We start from the raw sequence: 22046 nt of genomic DNA on the forward strand, positions 1-22046 counted from the left end.
ATACAAAGACTATAAAAAAACCAAATCATAAACCAAACAAAAAAATGAAATGAAATGAATTTCTCTAAAATAAAAACAAACTTATATACTAACTAAACCAACTAAAAATAAAATCACATCATTCATCTAAAACATTCTTATAAAATAGCCAAAACTCTATACTAAAGAACTCTATACTAAAGCTACAAAACCCATAACAAAGAAATCCCAATCACCACAAAACCAACTATTCTTATAAAACAAACTAATTTCTTTCAGCCCCAAAACGGCTACCCCAAATTAAGAAAGCTTTACATCAAGAAATTGCGTGGGAGCTAAGGAGCGTCGGAGCGGAGGTGAAGGAAATTGTCCTGAAAAAGCGAAGCGGTCGCCTTTGAATAAAAATACCGACCGTTCAGGTCAATCAAGGTATTTTTGTTCAACAGCGATGACAAGGACAATTCCTTCACCGAAGCGGACAACCTCCTTCACGCTCCCACCCACCATTTTTGATGTAAACTTTTAATCCACAATGAAAGGTCATATGAGCATGAAGGCATGGAGGAGAATCTGGCACACTTCACTAAGGGGCAAGCTAATTGCCTCCGTAGCCTGTTGCTTACTGTTAACGATCGGCGCAGGCACAATGTTATCTAGCTGGCTAACCAAAGACATGATGAAAGAAACCGTTTTGCAAAATGCAGGCAATTCATTGGATGCAGCGAATCTGTACTTAACCGATCAGATCAATCGGCTGATCTATATTTCCAATTACCTGTACTTGGATCAAGAACTCAATCTAGCACTTAAATATCGACGTAGCGGAATCTATGTAGGACAGACCGAAGCATCTGATGTCACCAAAAAGCTAGACAATCTTTCTTATGCAGGAGAACAAGTCTATATTTCCGTCTGGACAGGAAATGGTAAAATGGTATATAGCAATTTCCAGTCGGATCAATACCAGCTTGATAAGCTCGATATCCATCAACTGACCAATAGCGGTTCATTTGTAACAGGTGGGAAGCTGAACTTTTTACTTCACCCATCGTATCTGCAATCGAAAGAAGAACCACCAACGTATATGCTTTCGGTAGCTCGCAGTCTACGTTTATTATCAGGTAAAGTCTATGGTTATGTGATTGTGAGTATGAATGAAGAACAACTCAAAGCCGTACTCAATAAATACAATTCCACGATTCAGATGATGATCGTCGGAGCAGATAACAAGATTATTTCTCATCCGAATAACGCATGGATCGGTAGCGATTTTACACAGCTATATCAACAACGAGAAGGTATTCTTGAACTGGAAAGAGACATGTCTGTCGCTGGATGGAGATTGGAAGGATTAGTTCCCTATGGCGTTGCCGCTGAAAAGATTAATCGCATCTATCAAGTGACTAATTTTGTACAGATGGCAGTGTTGATCGTTTTTCTGATTTTGCTGGTATTAGGGATTGCACGTCTGACCCGTCCGATCGTCAAATTAACAGGAGTTGTTCGCAAAATCGATAACGATAATCTCAGTATTCGCTCCGGTATTCGTGGAGAAGATGAAGCAGGTGTACTCGGTCAATCGCTAGATGCGATGTTAGATCGAGTTGAAGAGATGATTGTCCAGATAGAATGCGAACAAAGCGAACGTCGCAAAGCAGAACTAGAAATGCTCCAAGCACAGATCAATCCTCACTTTCTTTTTAATATTTTGGGTGCGATCCGGATGGATCTATTGTTAAAAGGTTCTGATGAAGCGGCAGTATTACTAGGCTCACTATCTTCATTGCTACGCATGACAGTGAATCGGGGCAATGAGTGTATTCCACTACAAGAAGAAATAGAAACGGTACAACATTATATTCGTCTGGTAGATTTTCAGCGCGAAGTTAAAGTACATGTAGAAATGGAATTAGCTACAGATACGGTCGGTATCTATGTTCCACGATTTATTGTTCAACCGCTGGTTGAGAACGCTTACCATCATGGATTGTCGAAGTACGGCGGTATTTTGTGGATACAATCTTGGTTGAAAGATAATGTGCTATGGATCAGTATTCGTGATAGTGGCGAAGGGATGAACGAAGAACGTTTGCAAGCAGTACAACAAGTGATAGATCAGATTCAGAAACCAAACATAGAATACGCTCAACATCCTTTATCATTATCAGCATTTACACATACTGACTTATCCAAAAGAGATGTAGCACCAGCAGATACAGACAACATGAGTGAAGAGGCATCATCCGATCATAGCTCAGCAGAATACAAGTCAAGTTCCCCATCTGTGCCTGCCATCTCAGGAATTGGTTTGACGAATGTGATCCGTCGTTTGCAAATGATTTATGGTTCTGCTGTACAAGTACACATCGAAAGTCATCCCGGCGAAGGAACAGAGATCAAGATCGGATTGCCGCATAAGCAATAGATTGGAGCTCTAGCCATAGAACATAATTTAGCTTGAGATATCAAAGGAGGTTGATGATGATGTATAGCGTCATACTGGTCGATGATAGCATGCCCGTACTTCATTATTTGTCTCGCGCTGTCCCGTGGGAGCAACTGGGCTTTCAATTAGCAGGTTCTTTTAGCGATCCAGAGGAAGCGCTTACTTATGGGCAGGAACACAATCCAGATGTATTGATTACCGATATTGGAATGCCTAAGATCGATGGGATTCAATTCATTTCTACGCTCAAGCAGACACATCCATCACTAATGTCAGTCATTATTTCTTGTCATGGAGAATTTGCTTATGCACAACAAGCGGTGAAGTTAGGCGTACAAGATTATTTGCTCAAAGAAAATCTAACCGCAGATCAATTGGTACCTATCCTTGAACAGATACGCCAGCGACTGGATCAAGCTCAATCGCATTCCAGTGAACATCAACGGTTACAAGAAGATCATTTGCGACATCGATTATTAATCAAGCGCAAATTCACCAGTGAATTGTTGTCAGGTAGTATTCAAGATGAAGAGTATGGGATTCAGCGATTGACTCATTTTGGATTAGACACACGTGGCAAATTGATTCTACCTGTCTATTACACTGTCACAGCCAATGAAGAGCGCAAACAGCGATTTCATGATCTAGATTTGCTTTCATTTACTGTAGAAAATATCGTCGAAGAAATAGTAGAACATTCAGGAACCGCTGTGCATTTGAGCAAAAGCCCTGGCGAAGGCTTTGTCTGGTTTGCTTTGCCGATTCGCTCTAGTGCTGAACAAGAAAAAATACTGCATGAAGTGATGTACCAATTGATCTATAGTGTGCAGAAATTTGCCAAAGCAGAGATTGTTACCGTATGTGGTTCCAAAACAATGCATTTGCAAGAAGCGATAAACGATACTATTCAATTGCAAGCAGAAGCTGATCGTTATTTTTACTTACCACCGTCTACACTATGCGATTCTAGCTATCGACTAGATTTTCAAAAAGAAAGTGATTTATTTTCCAATTATGGAACTGCGGCAGAATCATTGTCATTGGCACTTTTGCCTGATGGTGAGATTAATCTCTGGATTAGCAATTGGATTGAACGTCTCAAGCAAGAATGTTATCATCCAGAAACAGTCAAAACATTTATGCTCAAATTAGCAATCGACTGGCAATTAAAGCAACAACAATTGCATGAGCGACCGTTTGCTTTTTCTGTAGAAGAATTACATCGTGAAATGGGGCATATTCGTCATATCCATGAACTTACCGAATGGATGAATATCCGCTTTGGAGCGCTGGCTGTATTATCAAGAGATTGGACATTACAAGCCAATTGTCGCTCTGAAATTATTCATGCTCGCAATTATGTCGAACAACATATGAATCGTCTGGTCAAATTAGAAGAAGTGGCAGAACATTTACATTTGAATGCCAGTTATTTTAGTCGATTGTTCAAAAAAGAAACCGGTGAGACCTTTATCGAATATGCGACCCGTGTCAAAATGCAGCGTGCTAAAGAATGGATTACCGCAGGAAATGGTACAGTTGATGAAGTATCCCAGATGTTAGGTTATCAGTACAAAAGCTATTTTCTCAAGCTATACAAATTGTATACAGGGCATACGCCTGTGAAAAGCAAAGGAGATACGATATGAATACTACAGCACCGATCGTCTGGCAGACAGAAGCATGGAATTGGGTCGTTCAACAAACATCCACTACAGCCACAGTGATTCAAGATCAATTTCCTCATGTGGCTGAACAAGGTGAATATGATCGTCGTGAAGCAGAGTGGTGGACAGCAGGATTTTGGCCGGGATTGTTATGGTTGGTTCATTCTACACCTGCAAGCCCGAATTCAGCTACAGATTCCTCTACGCAAGAACAAGCAATTAACAACCGGATCGATGTCTCTGCATGGGCGGAAAGTTGTGAAGTTCAATTGGAGCAATGTCTCTATGATCCAGAAAAAGTCGATCATGATCTAGGATTTACATGGCTTCTTAGCGGAGTAGCACATTACCGATTATCCGGTAATTTAGAATCTCGTCGTCGTGGATTGCTAGCAGCGAATCTATTGGCAGCAAGATATAATGTGCGTGGTCGTTATATTCGTGCATGGAATTTTGGTTCTACTTTTATGGATACACGCGGGGTGGCTATTATTGATAGTATGATGAATCTACCGTTACTGTACTGGGCATCCAAAGAAACAGGAGACCCACGTTATCAAGCACTTGCGATAGAGCATGCCGATACGATAGCAAAAGAATTTGTACGGGAAGATCATTCGATCTGTCATGCAGTTGAATTTGATCCATTTACTGGCGAAAAGGTAAAAGAACATGGCGGACAAGGATTCGCTCCCGGTTCAGCATGGGCTAGAGGAACAGCATGGGCACTTCATGGATTTGCTTTGTCTTATGCCTACACAGGAGAACAACGATATCTGGAGATTGCCAAGCAGACAGCTCAATTTTTCCTGACCGAATTAGGCGAAGACATTGTGCCTTTTTGGGATTTTCGCGCACCGGATGAGCATCGGATAGCCTGGGATTCGTCAGCCGCAGCGATAGCAGCCAGTGGATTATTAGAACTGGCTCGCCATGTACCCGAGCAAGAGCAGTCTTTTTATCAACGTGCAGGTGAATTATTAGTGCAAGGATTATATGAACAATTTTCGTCGCGAGAAACAGGGGGCGAAGGATTGATCTCCAAAGGAACGGTTCATTATCCAGAGCAGAAGTATCTAAATGTCTCGATTATTTATGGAGATTACTTTTTTGCAGAAGCGTTAGTGAAATTGCAAGGTAAGCAAGGATTGTTCACACCGGAAGCTTATTGAAGAACAAGCTTGATCTATCTGTAACGTAAATAGATTGACGATTATTATCATTTGTGGAACTATAAAAGGGTACTGATGCACCTGATAAGTATTAATCTATTTTTAGTATTGAACCGGGCGCATACTGTTGCCCGGTTTGTTGATGTTACGGATACAGTATATACCATAGCGATCATCGTAAAATATCATAGGGTGTGGATATAACCTGTATAGGTAGAATCCAATGATGATCAAGCAACATACACAATAATGAATAATAATGTACAAAAGAGGAGAATAACGATGACTGAAGAAGAACGAATTTCTTTAGAACAACAACTGAATGAGTTGTTAACACGATCAGAATGGACAGCAGGTGATGCTCCTTTAATTGAGCAATTACTTCATACGTTACAGACCGTGTCTGCCGAAAATAAACGTCTACGTACAGCATTGCTTAAAGTGAATGCTCAACAGCCCAAAATGTCCAGTCGTTTACGTGATGCTCTATATGAATAGTGTTGTCCAAACATAAATCGTGAGCAGATAAATACGTAACGCTTAGGTTGCAATGATTGAACAATAACACAGATATGTTAAAATAGACGGGCAACATAGCTTGTGCAAAGGGAATTATAGAGGAGTAGAGCATAGTTGAGCTGAGAAAGGAATTGAGCTGAGATGAGTGAAAAGTTACATGCAGGTGGGCTTCATTTAGATCGGATTATATTTATAGGCAGAACGTACAATGAGTATATGTCCATGTTTGATCTAACCAAAGAGCAGTTGCAAGGACGGCGAATATTGGATTGTCCGGCAGGTGCATGCTCGTTTACAGCTGAAGCTTCCAAACATGGGTTGGATGTGATAGCTACAGATATCGCGTATACATTTGATACTGATGCTCTGCACGCTAAAGGAAAACAAGATATTGCCCATATGCTAGAGCATATGCAGACAGCACACCATGAATATGACTGGACGATGATGGGAACGATAGAGCAATTAGGAAATACACGACTATTTGCACTGGAAACGTTCTGTCAGGATCGAGCACAGTATGATCAACGTTATATTCCGGCTACTTTGCCACAGTTACCATTACCGGATAAGTCTGTAGATTTGACGTTGTCTGCTCATTTTTTGTTTATGTATGCAGATCGGTTAGATTTGTCGTTTCATATTCAATGTTTGCGTGAGATGATGCGTGTAACTACTCAAGAAATACGCATTTTTCCGTTAGTCAATCTGCAAGGAGAACGTGTTTCTTTTATAGAAGAAGCGATCTTTACAGCAAGTGCAGGAGAATGGATAAGCGAAGAAAAGCCGACGCCTTATATTTTTCAAAAAGGTGCAGAATCAATGCTTATTTTAAAACGAAAATTGTAAAATACTCAGTTTAACGCAATAGTATTGTATATAGATATAGAAAAGAGAGTGACTGTTAACGATGACGATTAATTGTGATATTGCAATACTAGGTGGAGGAACAGGTGGTTATGTGGCTGCGATTCGTGCGGCTCAATTAGGGAAAGAAGTAGTGATTATTGAACAGGATAAATTAGGCGGAACTTGTCTACATCGCGGTTGTATTCCAAGCAAAAGCTTATTGCGTAGTGCAGAGGTGTTTGCACTTATGCAAGAAAGCGAAGACTATGGCATCGCAGCAGACAATATCACATTACAATTTGCCAAAGTACAAGCCCGTAAGCAAGGTATTGTCGATCAATTGCATCAAGGTGTACAGTATTTGATGCGTAAAAATAAAATCAAAGTTGTTCAAGGTAAAGGACGTGTAATCGGGCCTTCTATCTTTTCTCCGCAAAGTGGAGCAGTTGCTGTCGAGTACGAAGATGGCGAAATGGAAACGGTCGTCTCCAAAAATCTAATTATCGCTACAGGGTCTCGTCCTCGTGTTCTTCCAGGACTTGAAGCAGACGGTCAACTTATTCTGAATAGTGATCATGCGCTTCAATTGGAATCATTGCCTGAATCGATGTTAATTGTCGGCGGCGGTGTAATCGGAATGGAATGGGCTTCGATGTTAAGTGATTTTGGTGTGAAGATTACTGTGGTTGAAGCGGCTTCTCAAATTCTACCTGCTGAAGATCAAGAAGTAGCTCGCGAATTGCGCAAATTGCTAGAAAAACGCGGAGTAACTATTTATACAGAAGCGACTTTGCTTACAGATACATATGCACCTGCATCGGATCAACAGCAACTATCAATTACGATCCGTCATCAAGAACAAGAGCACGTGTTAACCGTATCCAAAGTACTGGTATCGATCGGTCGCCAAGCCAATGCCGAAAGTATCGGACTTGCTAATACCGATGTACAGATCGTGAACGGATTTATCAAAGTCAATAACAAAATGCAGACCACAGAATCACATATTTATGCAATTGGCGATGTTATTGGCGGGCTTCAATTAGCACATGCAGCCAGTCATGAAGGTATCGCAGCAGTGAATCATATTTGCAGAGAAGAGGTTCACTACAATCCGCTTCAAGTTTCCCGTTGCGTCTATACACGTCCGGAAGTAGCAAGTACAGGTATTACAGAACAAGAAGCAACAGCGCAAGGAATAGATGTCAAAGTAGGCAAGTTTCCTTTCAAAGCGATCGGTAAAGCTCTAGTCTATGGAGAAAGTGACGGTTTTGTGAAAGTGATCGCCGATCGCAAGACAGAGGATCTGCTTGGCGTTCAGATTATAGGACCACAAGCGACCGACTTGATTAGCGAAGCGGCACTGGCGCAATTCCTTGATGCCACGCCGTGGGAAGTTGCTCAGACGGTTCATGCTCATCCGACACTTGCCGAAATTTTGGGCGAAGCGATGTTAGCGGTAGATGGTAAATCTATCGGAATGTAATCTCAATTCTACTCTTTTTGACACTAAATATAACGATTTATAAGCGAAGATGGAGAAATCCGTCTTTTCTTTTTGCCCGTGATGTGATTATAATAGGTTTAGGCTCAAGTCTTAGTACCAGGTTTTAAGACAAGCATTAACCTGTACTTGAAGTCGAACAACCCGATTGTTGAATAATCTGTTCCAGTAGCTTAAAATAACTGATCAAAGGTTGTTGTAGTGACGGACACGTATTGTACAATCTTCTATTTTAATCAAAAAGACAAGCTAGCTTCGCTATAAAGCTTATCTAATTTTAAGGAGGTACCTGCTATGAAAGCGGAAGGTACTATTGACCAACAAACTAGACATGAACAAATAGGATTGACCGATGCTCAAGCAATCGAGATGTACAAATATATGCTTTTGGCACGTAAATTCGACGAACGTTGTCATTTATTACAACGTGCAGGTAAAATCAATTTCCACGTATCCGGTGTAGGACATGAAGCGGCGCAAGTGGGTGCTGCATTTGCTCTGGATCGGGAAGAAGATTATTTTTTACCGTATTATCGTGATTATGGATTCGTTCTATCTGTCGGTATGACAGCGCGCGAGTTGATGTTGTCTGCGTTTGCCAAAGCAGAAGATCCAAATAGTGGTGGACGACAAATGCCAGGTCACTTTGGTAGCAAACGTCTACGCATTGTGACAGGTTCCAGCCCGGTAACGACTCAAGTTCCTCATGCAGTCGGTGTTGCACTTGCAGCCAAAATGAAAAATAAAAAGTTAGTTTCTTTTGTTACATTTGGTGAAGGGTCAAGCAATCAAGGTGATTTCCACGAAGGCTGTAACTTTGCTGGCGTACATAAATTGCCAGTTATTATGATGTGTCAAAATAACCAGTATGCGATCTCTGTACCTGCACATAAGCAGATCAGTGGTAAAATCAGCGATCGTGCATTAGGTTATGGATTCCCGGGTGTACAAGTGGATGGTAATGATGTGCTTGAAGTATATCGTGTCACCAAAGAAGCGCGCGAACGTGCGATCAATGGTGAAGGTCCTACTTTGATTGAAGCGATGTTATATCGTCTGTCTCCACACTCTACATCAGATAATGATCTGGCTTATCGTACTCAAGAAGAAGTCGATGAGAACTGGAAAAAAGATAGCTTGCCTCGTTATAAAAAATACCTGATGGATTGTGGTATTTGGACAGAAGAGCAAGATGCAGAATTAAGCAAAGAATACGTTCAAATCATGAAAGAAGCTACGGAATATGCGGACAATGCCCCTTATCCGCGTGCTGAAGATACATTGCTGCATGTGTTTGCAGGCGATGAGGAGGGTAATCAGTAATGGCTATGATGGAATATATCGATGCAATTCGTCTGGCAATGAAAGAAGAAATGGCGCTAGACGATAATGTATTTGTTTTGGGAGAAGATGTAGGACTTAAAGGTGGCGTATTTACAACCACCAAAGGATTGCAGGAACAATTTGGAGAAGATCGTGTAATGGATACACCGCTTGCAGAATCTGCTATCGCAGGTGTAGCCATCGGAGCAGCGATGTACGGGATGAAGCCTATCGCAGAGATGCAATATTCTGATTTTATGTTACCAGCAACGAATCAAATTATTAGTGAAGCTGCCAAAATTCGTTACCGTTCCAATAACGATTGGAGTTGTCCATTAGTGGTACGTGCTCCTATCGGGGGTGGCGTATTCGGAGGTCTTTACCATTCTCAGTGTATGGAATCAGTATTTTTTGGTACAGCAGGATTGAAGATTGTAGCACCTTATTCGGCTTATGATGCTAAAGGTCTATTGAAAGCCGCTGTTCGTGACCCTGATCCAGTACTCTTTTTTGAAAATAAAAAATGTTACAAACTAATCAAAGGTGATGTACCTGATGATGATTATGTTGTGCCAATCGGTGAAGCGAATCTGCTACGTTCAGGCGATGATATTACAGTGATCAGTTATAGCTTACCGTTACACTTTATTATGCAAGCGGCAGAAGAATTAGAACAAGAAGACGGCATTACCAGTCATGTTCTGGATCTGCGTACGATTCAACCGTTAGATCGTCAAGCGATTATTGATGCTGCTCGTCATACTGGTAAAGTATTGATTGTGCATGAAGATAATCTAACAGGCGGTGTAGGCGGAGAAGTTGCGGCTATTATCGCAGAAGAATGTTTATTCGAACTAGATGCGCCTATTCGTCGTCTTGCTGGACCGGATACACCACCAATGCCTATCAATCCACCGCAAGAGAAATTCTTTATGTTGAACAAAGATAAAGTAAAAACAGCTATGCGTGATCTAGCTTTATTTTAAAATGAACGAATGACTTTAACGCTGATGTGTTGATGCCATCAGCGTAACTATACAAATTGTGAGAAGATGTTTGCATAGCAAAATATCTAATCCTTTAGGAGTGAAATGATATGTCTGCAAAAGGAAATCCGACAGATGTGGTAATGCCACAACTTGCGGAATCTCTTGTATCTGCAACGATTGCCAAATGGCTCAAACAACCAGGTGAATCTGTAGATCAATATGAACCGATCTGTGAAGTGATCACCGATAAAGTCAACGCTGAGATACCTTCTGTATTAGAAGGTATTATGGGCGATATTATTGCATTAGAAGGTCAGGAAGTAGCTGTCGGTGAAGTGATCTGTCAGATTCATACCGAGCAAGCACCATCTGCGACTACAGAAGATATTTCTCCAGCTTCACCTGAAATTACAGTGCATGATGATCTACCTGCGGAGACGTTAGCAACACCAGCTACTTCTCAATCCGCATCATCTGTAGCATCTACAGCATCTACACCATCTGCACGTCCGGCAACAGCTCAAAGTTCTAATAATGGATCAATGAGTGGACGATATTCACCTGCTGTCCAGTCTCTTGCAGCAGAACATAATGTGAATCTATCCGTTATTCAAGGTACAGGAGCAGGTGGACGTGTTACTCGTCGTGATGTGCTCAAAGCATTGGATAACGGCACAGCTCATACACCACCAGCTACACCTGTTTCGAATAATAGCAATGCAACACAGCAAGCACCTTCAACAGCTAGCAATACAACAGCACCAACAGCGGCAAATATGCCGACGTCTTCTACTGAATACGAAGTACGTCACTCCGGTATTCATTTATCAGAGACACCAGCTATTCCTAAAATCGTTATGGAAGAAGATCAAGCGAATCAATTGGGTCAAAGCGAGCATTTGATCAATGTTACGCCTCTTCGTAATGCGATTGCACGTAATATGCGTCAAAGTGTATCCGAGATTCCACATGCATGGACTATGATTGAGGTCGATGTAACGAATCTAGTTATGTTACGCAACAAAGTAAAAGATGAATTTAAACGTAAAGAAGGCATCAATTTAACCTATCTATCGTTCTTGCTCAAAGCGGTAGTCAATGCGATTAAAGATTATCCAATTATGAACTCTGTCTGGGCAGTTGATAAAATTATCGTCAAACGCGATATCAATATTGCGCTTGCTGTAGGTACAGAAGATTCAGTGATGACGCCTGTTATTCACAAAGCAGATCAAAAAAATATCGCTGGTCTTGCGCATGAAGTTGAAGATTTGGCACGCCGTACACGTGATGGTAAGCTCAAATTGGATGATATGCAGGGTGGTACATTTACAGTGAATAATACGGGTTCGTTTGGTTCGATTTTATCGTATCCGATTATTAACTATCCACAAGCAGCGATTTTGACATTTGAATCGATTGTCAAAAAACCTGTTGTTATTAACGATATGATTGCTGTTCGTTCAATGGCGAATCTGTGTCTATCCTTAGATCATCGTATTCTAGATGGGGTTATCTGTGGACGTTTCTTACAACGTGTCAAAGACAACTTAGAAAGCTATAATACCGATACAAAGTTGTATTAAGAACCTCAATACGGTAAATTAAGATAAAGGTACACTACAATAGAATAGTCATCAGGGAAGGGACGTGTCTGCATATGAGTAAATTCATTCAAGTCTCCTATACGCCCTCGATGGATTACGCGCAAGCGTGGGAGAAGCAGAAGGAGATTGTTCGCGGGATTGATGCCGGTGAGCAAGAGGAACACCTTCTGCTTCTTCAGCATCCACCGACGTATACTATCGGTTCTCAGCGTCATCCAGAACATTTATTATGGAATGAACAAGAGCTGGCAGAGCGAGGCATTACACTGTTTCAGATTGATCGAGGCGGTGATATTACATACCATGGCCCAGGACAGTTGGTCGGTTACCCGATTCTGCTACTGGATGCCGCCAAAGGCATCGATCCTCATCGATATTTGAGAACACTGGAACAAGTTATTATTGATTATTTAGCAGAGCAGGGTATTGAAGCTGGACGCAAAGAAGAATACACCGGCGTATGGATCGGTGATCTCAAAATCGCTGCGATAGGCATTAAATTTAATAAATGTCGTCATCGCAAAGGGTTTATTACCAGTCATGGATTTGCGTTTAATATTTCTTCGGGGATTCAAAATGAAGGGTTTAGCGGTATAGTTCCATGTGGCATCGAGCAATATGGAGTAACTTCGCTTGAGGATATTACCGGCCGTACATTTACAGTTGAGCAAGTGGCACAGGAGATTTTGCCACATTTTATGCGCCATTTTGAGTATGCACAGCCGGACGAACCATTATCCTTATAAAAACGGTTGAATGACCATCAGTAGAGTAGAACCGACCATTGCAATCAACATGATATAAATAAAGACTTTGAACCATTTTTTCTTTTCCATAAGTGTACTCCTTTGTGTCTGTAAAATAGGGATTGGTACATGTACCAATCCATCTCATCATACCGATTATAAGGCTATTTTGCAAAAGGAAGTACGCGAATATGTGTATATTTACGTAAACTCAAAGGGGCGAATATTGTGATATCTGAATCTCGTTTAATAGAAGAATTTAAAGAGCTTGTCCAAATTGATAGTGAAACCAAACAAGAACGTGCGATAGCAGATCATTTGACTGAAAAGCTAATCGCTCTTGGATTCACGGTGATTGAAGATGAATCTGCTGCTAAGACGGGTCATGCGGCAGGTAATTTGATTGCCACATTGCCTGCTAATACAGACAAAGCAATTCCTAAATTATTTTTCACTTCTCATATGGATACAGTCAAGCCGGGTATTGGCATCGTACCGATTATCGATGAAGCTGGTTATATTACAAGCTCTACCGATACGATTCTAGGTGCAGATGACAAAGCAGGCATCGCTGCTCTTTTTGAAATGATTCGTGTATTAAAAGAACAACAAATCGAGCATGGGCAGATTCAACTGATTATTACTGCGGGTGAAGAATCAGGTCTGATGGGTGCACGTTCAATGGATTCATCTTTGGTCGATGCTGACTTTGGCTATGCGCTTGACTCCAATGGAACAGTAGGTACGATCGCTGTGGCTGCACCTACTCAAGCTCGCATCGTTATGGAGATTTTTGGCAAGTCTGCTCATGCAGGGGTGAATCCTGAAGATGGAATCAGTGCGATTCAAGTGGCTGGCAAAGCGATCTCCCGGATGAAATTAGGACGGATCGATCATGAGACGACTGCGAATATTGGTAAATTTGAAGGCGGCGAAGCAACTAACGTAATCTGTGATTATGCACGCTTGGAAGCAGAAGCACGAAGTCTTGTACATGAAAAAGTAGAAGCGCAATTAGCGGCTATGAAGCAATCTTTAGAGAGTACATGTGCTGATTTTGGAGCGACCGGTAAATTTCAAAGTGTTATCGTCTATCCAGGGTTTAAATTTACAGAAGACGATGCAGTAGTACAACTGGCGCAACGTGCAGCGAGCAAGCTAGGCGTACCTAACGATATTTTCCATACAGGTGGCGGTAGTGACGCGAATATTTTCAATAGCTTTGGGATTCCGACAGCGAATCTAGCGGTAGGCTACGAATTTATTCATACAACAGATGAGCGTATTCACAAAGACGAATTGATTCGTGCAGCCCATCTAGTAACAGAAATTGTACGTGAGACCGCTCAATTAACAGAGTGGAAATAAAACAACCAACGTATTGAACGATAAACGATAAGTGGAGGAATTGAGATGACAGCGAACAAAGCATTAGACGAAATTACACTGTCCACCGAATCTATCTTTGAAGGGAAAGTAATCTCTTTACAAGTGGATACTGTACAACTTCCCAATGGCAATACCAGTAAGCGCGAGATTGTTCGTCATCCGGGAGCAGTAGCTGTATTGGCGATTCACAATGATCGTATGTTAGTCGTAGAGCAATATCGTCAAGCATTAGGTCGGACAGAAGTGGAAATTCCTGCTGGTAAATTGGAAAAAGGGGAACAACCGGAAGAAGCGATCAAGCGTGAACTGGCAGAAGAAACAGGCTATCGTTGTGATCAAGTGACCTTGCTGAACTCCTTTTATACATCACCAGGATTTGCGGATGAGATCATTCATTTATACCTTGCTGAAAATCTAGAAGCAGGTGAGCTCAATCCAGATGACGATGAATTTCTGGAAGTAACAGAGATTACATTGGAAGAAGCATATGAACAGATTCGTGATGGACGTATTAGCGATGCGAAGACGATTATGGCGGTACAAGCTTGGCATCTAATCAAAGTGACAGGCAAACCAAGTCTGTGAGTGAATTGCAATCTGTCTACGCTGATCTTCATATCCATATCGGTAGAAGTGAAGATGGACAACCCGTGAAGATCAGTGGTAGCCGTAATCTGACTTTTGCTAATATCGCCGAAGAATCTTCAGAACGCAAAGGAATCGGATTAACTGGAATTATCGATTGTCATTCTCCCGGTGTACAGCAAGATATCCGCAACTATATCGCTAGCGGTGAAATGGTCGAAGTGCCCGGTGGAGGCATTCGTTATCAGGATACAACCATCCTACTGGGTTCAGAGATTGAGATACGTGAACCTGGTTATCATGAAGCCCATGTACTGGTCTATTTTCGTGATCTAGCGACGATCACTGACTTTAGTCAATGGATGAGCAAGCATATGAAAAATGTCCAGCTAAGTTCTCAGCGTCTGCATGTATCGTTTCACGAATTACAGAAGCAAGTGAAACAACGTAACGGTATTTTTATGCCTGCGCATATGTTTACTCCGCATAAAGGAATCTACGGAAGTACGGTAGCACGTATGAGTAAAGTGTTAGATTTGAATCAGATAGATGGTGGAGAACTGGGGTTAAGTGCCGACACTACGATGTCTAGTTATATTAGTGAACTTGATCGCTATCCGCTACTGACTAACTCAGATGCGCATTCACTTGGCAAAATTGGACGGGAATACAATATTTTTGCGATGCGTGAAGCAAGTTTTGATGAATGGGTATCGGTATTACGTGGAGAAGAAGGACGTCATATTGTTGCGAATTATGGACTAGATCCTAGACTTGGCAAATACCATCGTACGTACTGTATGAACTGTAATAGCATTATTGATGATGCTTCACCGGCTATTGAGCGTTGCCCTTATTGTGGTAGTACCAAATTAACAGTAGGTGTGATGGATCGGATTCTTCAGATTGCAGATCGAGAACAATCGATTGTTGATCCTAAGCGTCCTCCATATCATTATCAGGTGCCCCTTTCATTTATTCCGGGCTTAGGGCCTGCGAAGATGAATCGATTACTGGCTGAATTTGGGACAGAGATGAATATATTGCATCAGAGTTCGACTCAACAACTCACCGATATTGTAGGTGCTGAAATAGCTTTGTCGATTGTTCAAGCACGCAGTGGCGAATTGCTGTTAAGCTCCGGTGGTGGCGGAACATATGGCAAAGTCATGAAGAAGTAACATCATAGCATATTGACGTGATAAACTTAGGGATTTGCTTTGAATTGCAAGCAGACACACCTGTTCTAAAAAGTTTGACTTTGTCAAAGAATTCCCCCTATAATAATAGAAGTGAGCATTTACACGATGCAGTGATTTCCACAGGGGGAGGTATAGAATGGAAGCACGGATCGATAAAATTAAACAACAATTGCAATCCAAAGGTTATAAATTAACGCCCCAGCGGGAAGCCACCGTTCGAGTGCTTCTTGAGAATGAAGAAGATCATCTAAGTGCAGAGGATGTCTTCATGTTAGTGAAGCAAAAAGCTCCCGAAATCGGTCTTGCCACTGTGTACCGTACCCTTGAACTTCTGAGTGAACTGCATGTCGTGGAAAAAATCAACTTCGGTGACGGTGTAGCGCGATATGATTTGCGTACCGACACCAGCAAGCACCATCATCATCATCTTATATGTGTGCAATGCGGAAGTATGGATGAGATCCGCGAAGATTGGCTAGGACCACTCGAAGAACGACTGGATAAAGAATTCGATTTTACGGTTCTGGACCATAGACTCGACTTTTACGGAATTTGCTACCGTTGCAAAGATAAAAACGATAGCAATCAAGACGAACAACCTGACAACTAAAATGGATACCAGAGACTCTCGCCCGATATTTGGCTGTTCGGGAGAGAGTCTTTTTGCCGTAACCATTCCTATGAAGGGACCTGATTTCCGATGAATGAATATTTGCAGACGTTTATCCGCTATTTAGCCGAAGAAAAAGCACTATCTCGAAATACCCTAGAATCGTACCAACGTGATTTAAATCAATTTCTAGAATTTGCAAAACAGCGCGATTTACAAACGCCGGATCAAATTCGTAAAACACATATCGCTCTTTTTTTAGGAGAAATGAGACAAATGGGAAGAGCATCGTCCACGATTACGCGGATGACTGTTTCAATTCGTTCATTTTGTCATCATCTTGTAAGAGAAGGGATTATTCAGCAAGATCCTTCAGTACATATGGAAGCGCCCAAAGCAGAAAAGCGTCTACCGAATGTGATGACGATCGAACAAGTAGGGCATTTAATCGATGCTCCTGACCGTCAATCACCTCAAGGCAGACGTGATCGTGCCATGTTAGAAATGTTGTATGCTACAGGTATACGCGTTTCTGAATTAATATCGGTCAATGTCGATGATGTGCGTCTGGATTTGAAGTTTTTGCGCTGTGCGAATAATGCAGGCAAAGAACGAATTATTCCGATCACAGGTGTCACAGCGAAGCGTGTAGGTGAATATATAGAACAGGGTCGCCAGCAACTCATTCGTAATCATCCTGAAGAACTGGCACTCTTTGTGAATCAGCTTGGCACAAGACTTACACGACAAGGCTTTTGGAAAATTATCAAAAAGTATGCTCGTGAAGCTGGAATAGAAGCAGATATTACACCTCATACGTTGCGTCATTCTTTTGCGACTCATCTGTTGGAGAGCGGAGCCGACTTGCGTTCAGTACAAGAAATGTTAGGACATGCTGATATTTCGACGACTCAGATTTACACACAGGTATCCAAAAAGAATATGAAAGATGTGTATGAAGCTCACCATCCACGTGCCAATGTAACCTGATTCACCACAGAATAGGGAGGCATTGATCATGACACAATCAGACACACGGTTTAAACGTATTAGCGTTATTGTAATGGATAGTGTAGGTATCGGTGAATTACCTGACGCATCGAAATTCGGTGATAAAGGTGCACATACATTAGGTCACATTTTGGAACAAGTTCCAGATATTAAGATCCCTCATTTGCAACAATTGGGACTCGCAAATATTACGTCTTTATCACCATTGGAACCGGTAGAACAACCACAAGCATATTATGGCAAAATGGCACAAACGTCGATCGGCAAAGATACGATGACTGGTCATTGGGAAATGATGGGCTTGCAGATTAGTTCTCCATTTAATACGTATCCGCATGGGTTTCCTCAGGATCTCATCACTGAACTCGAAAAGCTTACCGGTAGACGTGTAATCGGTAACAAATCAGGTGCAGGGTTAGATATGATCGAACAATATGGCGAAGAACAGATGAAAAGTGGAGCATGGATCATTTATACTTCTGCCGACAGTGTGATGCAGATAGCAGCTCATGAAGATATTATTCCACTAAATAAATTGTATGAAGCTTGCAAAATCGCACGTCAACTGACCATGTCGCCTGAACATTCTGTCGGACGTATTATTGCTCGTCCTTATCGCGGGGAACCCGGACAATTTGTGCGTACCGCCAATCGTCGTGATTTTGCGGTGAATCCACCAGAACCTACTGTATTGAATACATTGCAGAACTTTGGCTATGATGTTATTTCAGTCGGCAAAATCAACGATATTTTCTCAGGTCACGGCATCACAGCAACCCATCCGACCAAAGGAAATGAGAATGGGATTCAAGTGACAACCAACTTGTTGCGACAGGACTTTAACGGATTGTTATTTACCAATCTGATTGATTTTGATTCGTTATACGGACATCGTCGTGATCCGCAAGGGTACGCTAGAGCATTAGAACAATTCGATCAAGCTTTACCTGATATGTTATCTGCTATAGGTGAACAAGATCTGCTGATTATTACCGCAGACCATGGTAATGATCCAGTGCACAAAGGAACCGATCATACACGCGAGTATGTACCTTTGTTAGTCTATAGTCCATCTCTTCAACCGGGTACGGATCTAGGCATTCGGGCTACGTATAGTGATATTGGTGCCACGATTGCAGATAATTTTAGAACAGGTGGTCCATTGCATGGAGAAAGCTTTTTAGATAAATTAAAATAACATGCAGACGACTATGTATATAGTGGCTTGCAGTCATTTTATAAATGAATAGATATTCAAGGAGGATATAGTAATGACAACTATTACACAAGCAACGATTCAAGAAGCGGCTGCTTATATTCGTAGTCAAAGTGATATCAAACCAGAAATCGGATTGATTTTGGGTTCAGGATTAGGTATTTTAGCAGACTTGATCGAAGATAGCGTAGCGATTGATTATCATCATATTCCACATTTCCCTGTATCGACAGTAGAAGGTCATGAAGGCGAATTGTTACTAGGTACGATTCAAGGTCGCCCTGTAGTGATGATGAAAGGTCGCTTCCATATGTATGAAGGATACGGCCCGGAAGTAACAGCATTCCCTGTACGTGTTATGAAAGAATTGGGAATCTCTACATTGCTGGTTACCAATGCAGCGGGTGGCGTGAATACTTCTTACGAGCCAGGAGATCTGATGGTACTTAGCGATCATTTGAATATGACAGGTCGTAACCCATTGATCGGACCAAACGATTCTGCACTAGGTGTACGTTTCCCTGATATGTCTGAAGCGTATAGCCGTCGTCTACGTGCGGTATTCAAAGAAACAGCAGCACAACAAGGCTTGAAAGTTCAAGAGGGTGTGTATGCTGGATTGCTTGGTCCAACGTACGAAACGCCTGCTGAGATCGTGATGTTGCGCACATTGGGTGCAGATGCTGTAGGAATGTCTACCGTGTCAGAAACGATTGTAGCACGTCATGCAGGGATCGAAGTATTGGGTATTTCTTGTATTACGAATATGGCAGCAGGTATTTTGGATCAACCGTTATCTCATGATGAAGTAATGGAGACAGCTGATCGTGTACGTGATCAGTTCTTGAAATTGGTATTGGCGATTATTCCTCAAATGTAATGGTTTTGGGGTGGTTTTGAAGATGACTGGGGTGGGTGGAGACCGCTACAGGAAAAAATGATTCTTACCGTCGCTGGTGAAATGGAATCCCTTGATTAGACTGCGATGCAGTCGGGATTCCACTTCAAAGGCGACTTACAGAATGATTTTTTCCTTTCGCTCTGCTGAGGAAGACCGTAGTCATGAAACAAAAGCCAGGCTTATGATGGGGTTGGTAGGTAGTGAATAAGTAAGTTAAGTGCTTGAAAGATGAATAATGTGAAAAAGGCTTCTGAATCCTATGGTATAGGATTGGAAGCTTTTTTGTTGGAAAGGATGTAGTATTCGAGAGAATTTGAGTTAGATGGGAAAAATACTGATGATTGTTGGTCATGTTTCCTTTCGTTTTTGGAAGTAAGCTGATTTCAAAATGGGGTTTGAAATTGTTTTGATTTAAGAATAGTTTATCTATTAAATGTAGTTAAGCTTCTTTATAGATTTTTCGTATAAGAATGGGAGATATTACTTTTTTATGTGTTTGGTGATGTGATTTTATAGATGTTAGATAGATTTGTTTATTTTAAATATTTTGTTTTAGCTATTTGTAGGTTGGCGATGATTGTGGGTTGGAAATAATCGTACATATATATTGGGATTAAAAAAACTCGTTAGATCATTGTTGATCTAGCGAGTTTTTTGATTGGTTTATCGTGTTATTGTCATAGTGCAAATAAGTTGAAGAAGAGAATAATGCTTGTTTTACTTAGGATTCGCCTGCATCAGGGTCGGGGGCTACAGTGGGTTGTTCTGTAGGTGATGGCTCTGGTGTAGGTGTTGGAGAAGGGTTAGCATCTTCTGTTATGATTTCTGCTGCTGGTGATGGGGTGGTAGTGTCTGGACTGGTCAGTGTTAAAGTGTCTCCTTTGTCATTCATAGTGATTGCGATTCCTGTTACTTGGCTGATCAATGAAATAGGTACATAGATAGTTCCGTCGAGATGGATAGGTGCACCTTGTAGTGTAGTCGATACGCCGTTAATTTCAGCGGCTGTTTGGTTGAGTGTAAATGTGGCTGTACCGGAAGCGCTGGATGTTGCTGTAATCTTCTGGTTGTCTTGATCCCAGAAAAAAGCGAATCCGTACGGTGTGAGTAATGGTTTATATGAAATATAAGCAACTTTGTTTTGGACAAAAGCAGGGATTTCTTTTTTCACATTTACGCCGTCTAAAGTGACATTTAAAGATCGACGTAATGGATTAGCTGGTGGCTGTGTTGGTGTTGTCGGTGAAGCAGGTGTAGTTGGATTCTTTTTCAACCAGAGTGAATATCCTTCTTGAGCAATCCATAGTCCAATTTTTTTATTTCGGCGCCATTCTTCGTTGAAAGCAGACAAGGGCAGATTGGTCTCGCCTGTTTTGATTCCGATCTCCGGTGTAAACGCAGGTCTGCGAAAGGTAGTGATAAACCAATCGGTATATCCTCCACCAGAAGGGTTGTTGTTTGGACGCACTTGTCGATATCCGGTAAAGCTTGTGAAGATGTTCGCCAACCGTTTATCACGACTGAGATTTTGTGGAAGGGTATGAAAGTTCCAATACAGAATACGTCCTGCAGAATGATACGAAACAGCGATCTCAGGATCGATTTCGTATGTAAATGATGTGGTCGCTTGATTTTCAGCAGTCTGTACAGCAGATGTTCCTTTATGGTTTTTCCAGAATGGATATGGAATATTATCTTCTATCGTGCGCCAATAAGCATCATACTGGCGATTCGGATCGATACCTTGAGCATTAGCTTTCCAGCGTTTAAAGTTAGTGCTTCCGCCATTCATTTTTACTAACGCTTGCCGAACTGAAGCTGGAAAAGCACCGGTTCCTTGCTGTTGTAGTGTTACTCCATCTGGATTGACCATCGGGACGAACCAGATCGTTGTGCGATCTAAAATCTGACGTGTATTATATCCTTCAAATGGACGATTGGCAGTATACGCTATCGCATATTGCTCTAACATATACATATTGATTGTAGTCGTCATCCATTCGCGCGCATGATGAGAACCATTGATAAATACAGTAGCTTGTCCGTGACCCAGTCCTACTGCCCATATATCACGACCATACTTGGTTTTACCTATCGATTTGTACTGGATCAGATCAGGATACTTCTGAGCTAACAATTGAATATGACGGGTCATCGCTGCATATGTATAAGTGACAGACGGGTTAACCACCGTATGATTTGCCGCTTCTGCTACATTCTGCAATAGTAGAGTCGGTACAAATAGTATAAATGTAAGCATAAAGTATCCAATCTTTTTCAATGCCATCCTCCTCGGTAAATAAATGATAAAATATAGAGATTGTAATCATT

General features: G+C 41.5%; 19 protein-coding genes. 17 read left to right on the forward strand and 2 right to left on the reverse strand.

Annotation, left to right across the window (positions count from 1 at the left end; genetic code table 11):
- The first annotated feature begins 529 nt into the window (after window positions 1–529).
- From QCD85_RS16310 to lipB, 10 genes are all read left to right on the forward strand, one after another.
- On the forward strand, window positions 530–2404 hold the full coding sequence (locus tag QCD85_RS16310; RefSeq protein ID WP_301263236.1) for a sensor histidine kinase: 1875 nt from the start codon (window positions 530–532) through the stop codon (window positions 2402–2404).
- A gap of 56 nt (window positions 2405–2460) precedes the next feature.
- Window positions 2461–4074 carry a response regulator gene (locus tag QCD85_RS16315; protein ID WP_301263237.1) on the forward strand — a complete coding sequence of 538 codons (1614 nt, stop codon included), beginning with the start codon at window positions 2461–2463 and terminating at the stop codon, window positions 4072–4074.
- Window positions 4071–5264: a glycoside hydrolase family 88 protein gene (locus QCD85_RS16320; protein ID WP_301263238.1), complete on the forward strand. Its 1194-nt coding sequence runs from the start codon at window positions 4071–4073 to the stop codon at window positions 5262–5264. Before QCD85_RS16315 ends, QCD85_RS16320 begins: the two co-directional genes overlap by 4 nt.
- 282 nt (window positions 5265–5546) lie before the next feature.
- Window positions 5547–5762: a hypothetical protein gene (locus QCD85_RS16325; protein ID WP_273612917.1), complete on the forward strand. Its 216-nt coding sequence runs from the start codon at window positions 5547–5549 to the stop codon at window positions 5760–5762.
- 162 nt (window positions 5763–5924) lie between these two features.
- Window positions 5925–6632 carry an SAM-dependent methyltransferase gene (locus QCD85_RS16330; protein WP_301263239.1) on the forward strand — a complete coding sequence of 236 codons (708 nt, stop codon included), beginning with the start codon at window positions 5925–5927 and terminating at the stop codon, window positions 6630–6632.
- A 61-nt stretch (window positions 6633–6693) separates the two neighbouring features.
- The gene (gene lpdA / locus QCD85_RS16335; protein ID WP_301263240.1) at window positions 6694–8118 is read left to right on the forward strand and encodes a dihydrolipoyl dehydrogenase; all 1425 of its coding nucleotides are present in this window, start codon (window positions 6694–6696) and stop codon (window positions 8116–8118) included.
- A gap of 312 nt (window positions 8119–8430) precedes the next feature.
- Entirely contained in the window at window positions 8431–9459 is a 1029-nt protein-coding gene (locus QCD85_RS16340) for a thiamine pyrophosphate-dependent dehydrogenase E1 component subunit alpha (protein ID WP_301263241.1), read from the forward strand.
- The gene (locus QCD85_RS16345; protein WP_273612911.1) at window positions 9459–10445 is read left to right on the forward strand and encodes an alpha-ketoacid dehydrogenase subunit beta; all 987 of its coding nucleotides are present in this window, start codon (window positions 9459–9461) and stop codon (window positions 10443–10445) included. The genes QCD85_RS16340 and QCD85_RS16345 overlap by 1 nt, the downstream gene beginning before the upstream one ends.
- Window positions 10446–10555: 110 nt before the next feature.
- A complete protein-coding gene (locus tag QCD85_RS16350) occupies window positions 10556–12034 on the forward strand; it encodes a dihydrolipoamide acetyltransferase family protein (protein ID WP_301263242.1) in 1479 nt (492 codons plus the stop codon).
- A gap of 74 nt (window positions 12035–12108) precedes the next feature.
- Window positions 12109–12801, forward strand: coding sequence for a lipoyl(octanoyl) transferase LipB (gene lipB, locus QCD85_RS16355; protein WP_273612909.1), 693 nt, complete (start codon window positions 12109–12111; stop codon window positions 12799–12801).
- On the opposite strand, the gene prli42 is transcribed toward lipB, so the two are convergent.
- Window positions 12796–12891, reverse strand: coding sequence for a stressosome-associated protein Prli42 (prli42, locus tag QCD85_RS16360; RefSeq protein ID WP_137220660.1), 96 nt, complete (start codon window positions 12889–12891; stop codon window positions 12796–12798). The two genes, lipB and prli42, sit on opposite strands and share 6 nt — an antisense overlap.
- 138 nt (window positions 12892–13029) lie before the next feature.
- Here prli42 and QCD85_RS16365 point away from each other — a divergent pair, with 138 nt between their 5' ends.
- From QCD85_RS16365 to QCD85_RS16395, 7 genes are all read left to right on the forward strand, one after another.
- Complete coding sequence (locus tag QCD85_RS16365; RefSeq protein WP_301263243.1) at window positions 13030–14169, forward strand: M20/M25/M40 family metallo-hydrolase; 1140 nt, start codon at window positions 13030–13032, stop codon at window positions 14167–14169.
- Between the two features lie 45 nt (window positions 14170–14214).
- Entirely contained in the window at window positions 14215–14775 is a 561-nt protein-coding gene (locus QCD85_RS16370; protein WP_273612907.1) for an NUDIX hydrolase, read from the forward strand.
- Complete coding sequence (locus QCD85_RS16375; RefSeq protein ID WP_301263244.1) at window positions 14736–15956, forward strand: endonuclease Q family protein; 1221 nt, start codon at window positions 14736–14738, stop codon at window positions 15954–15956. Before QCD85_RS16370 ends, QCD85_RS16375 begins: the two co-directional genes overlap by 40 nt.
- A gap of 157 nt (window positions 15957–16113) precedes the next feature.
- Window positions 16114–16587 (forward strand): ferric iron uptake transcriptional regulator, encoded by a 474-nt coding sequence (fur, locus tag QCD85_RS16380; protein WP_273612905.1) that lies wholly within the window; start codon window positions 16114–16116, stop codon window positions 16585–16587.
- A 90-nt stretch (window positions 16588–16677) separates the two neighbouring features.
- Window positions 16678–17577, forward strand: a complete 900-nt coding sequence (gene xerD / locus QCD85_RS16385) for a site-specific tyrosine recombinase XerD (protein ID WP_273612904.1) — start codon at window positions 16678–16680, stop codon at window positions 17575–17577.
- A gap of 28 nt (window positions 17578–17605) precedes the next feature.
- Complete coding sequence (locus tag QCD85_RS16390) at window positions 17606–18796, forward strand: phosphopentomutase (protein WP_301263245.1); 1191 nt, start codon at window positions 17606–17608, stop codon at window positions 18794–18796.
- Between the two features lie 73 nt (window positions 18797–18869).
- Complete coding sequence (locus tag QCD85_RS16395) at window positions 18870–19694, forward strand: purine-nucleoside phosphorylase (protein WP_204823471.1); 825 nt, start codon at window positions 18870–18872, stop codon at window positions 19692–19694.
- A 742-nt stretch (window positions 19695–20436) separates the two neighbouring features.
- On the opposite strand, the gene QCD85_RS16400 is transcribed toward QCD85_RS16395, so the two are convergent.
- Window positions 20437–21996 carry a M14 family zinc carboxypeptidase gene (locus QCD85_RS16400; RefSeq protein ID WP_301263246.1) on the reverse strand — a complete coding sequence of 520 codons (1560 nt, stop codon included), beginning with the start codon at window positions 21994–21996 and terminating at the stop codon, window positions 20437–20439.
- Between the last annotated feature and the right edge of the window lie 50 nt (window positions 21997–22046).

It is taken from the genome of Paenibacillus sp. PsM32, from assembly GCF_030433815.1.
GTDB lineage: Bacteria > Bacillota > Bacilli > Paenibacillales > Paenibacillaceae > Saccharibacillus > Saccharibacillus kyungheensis.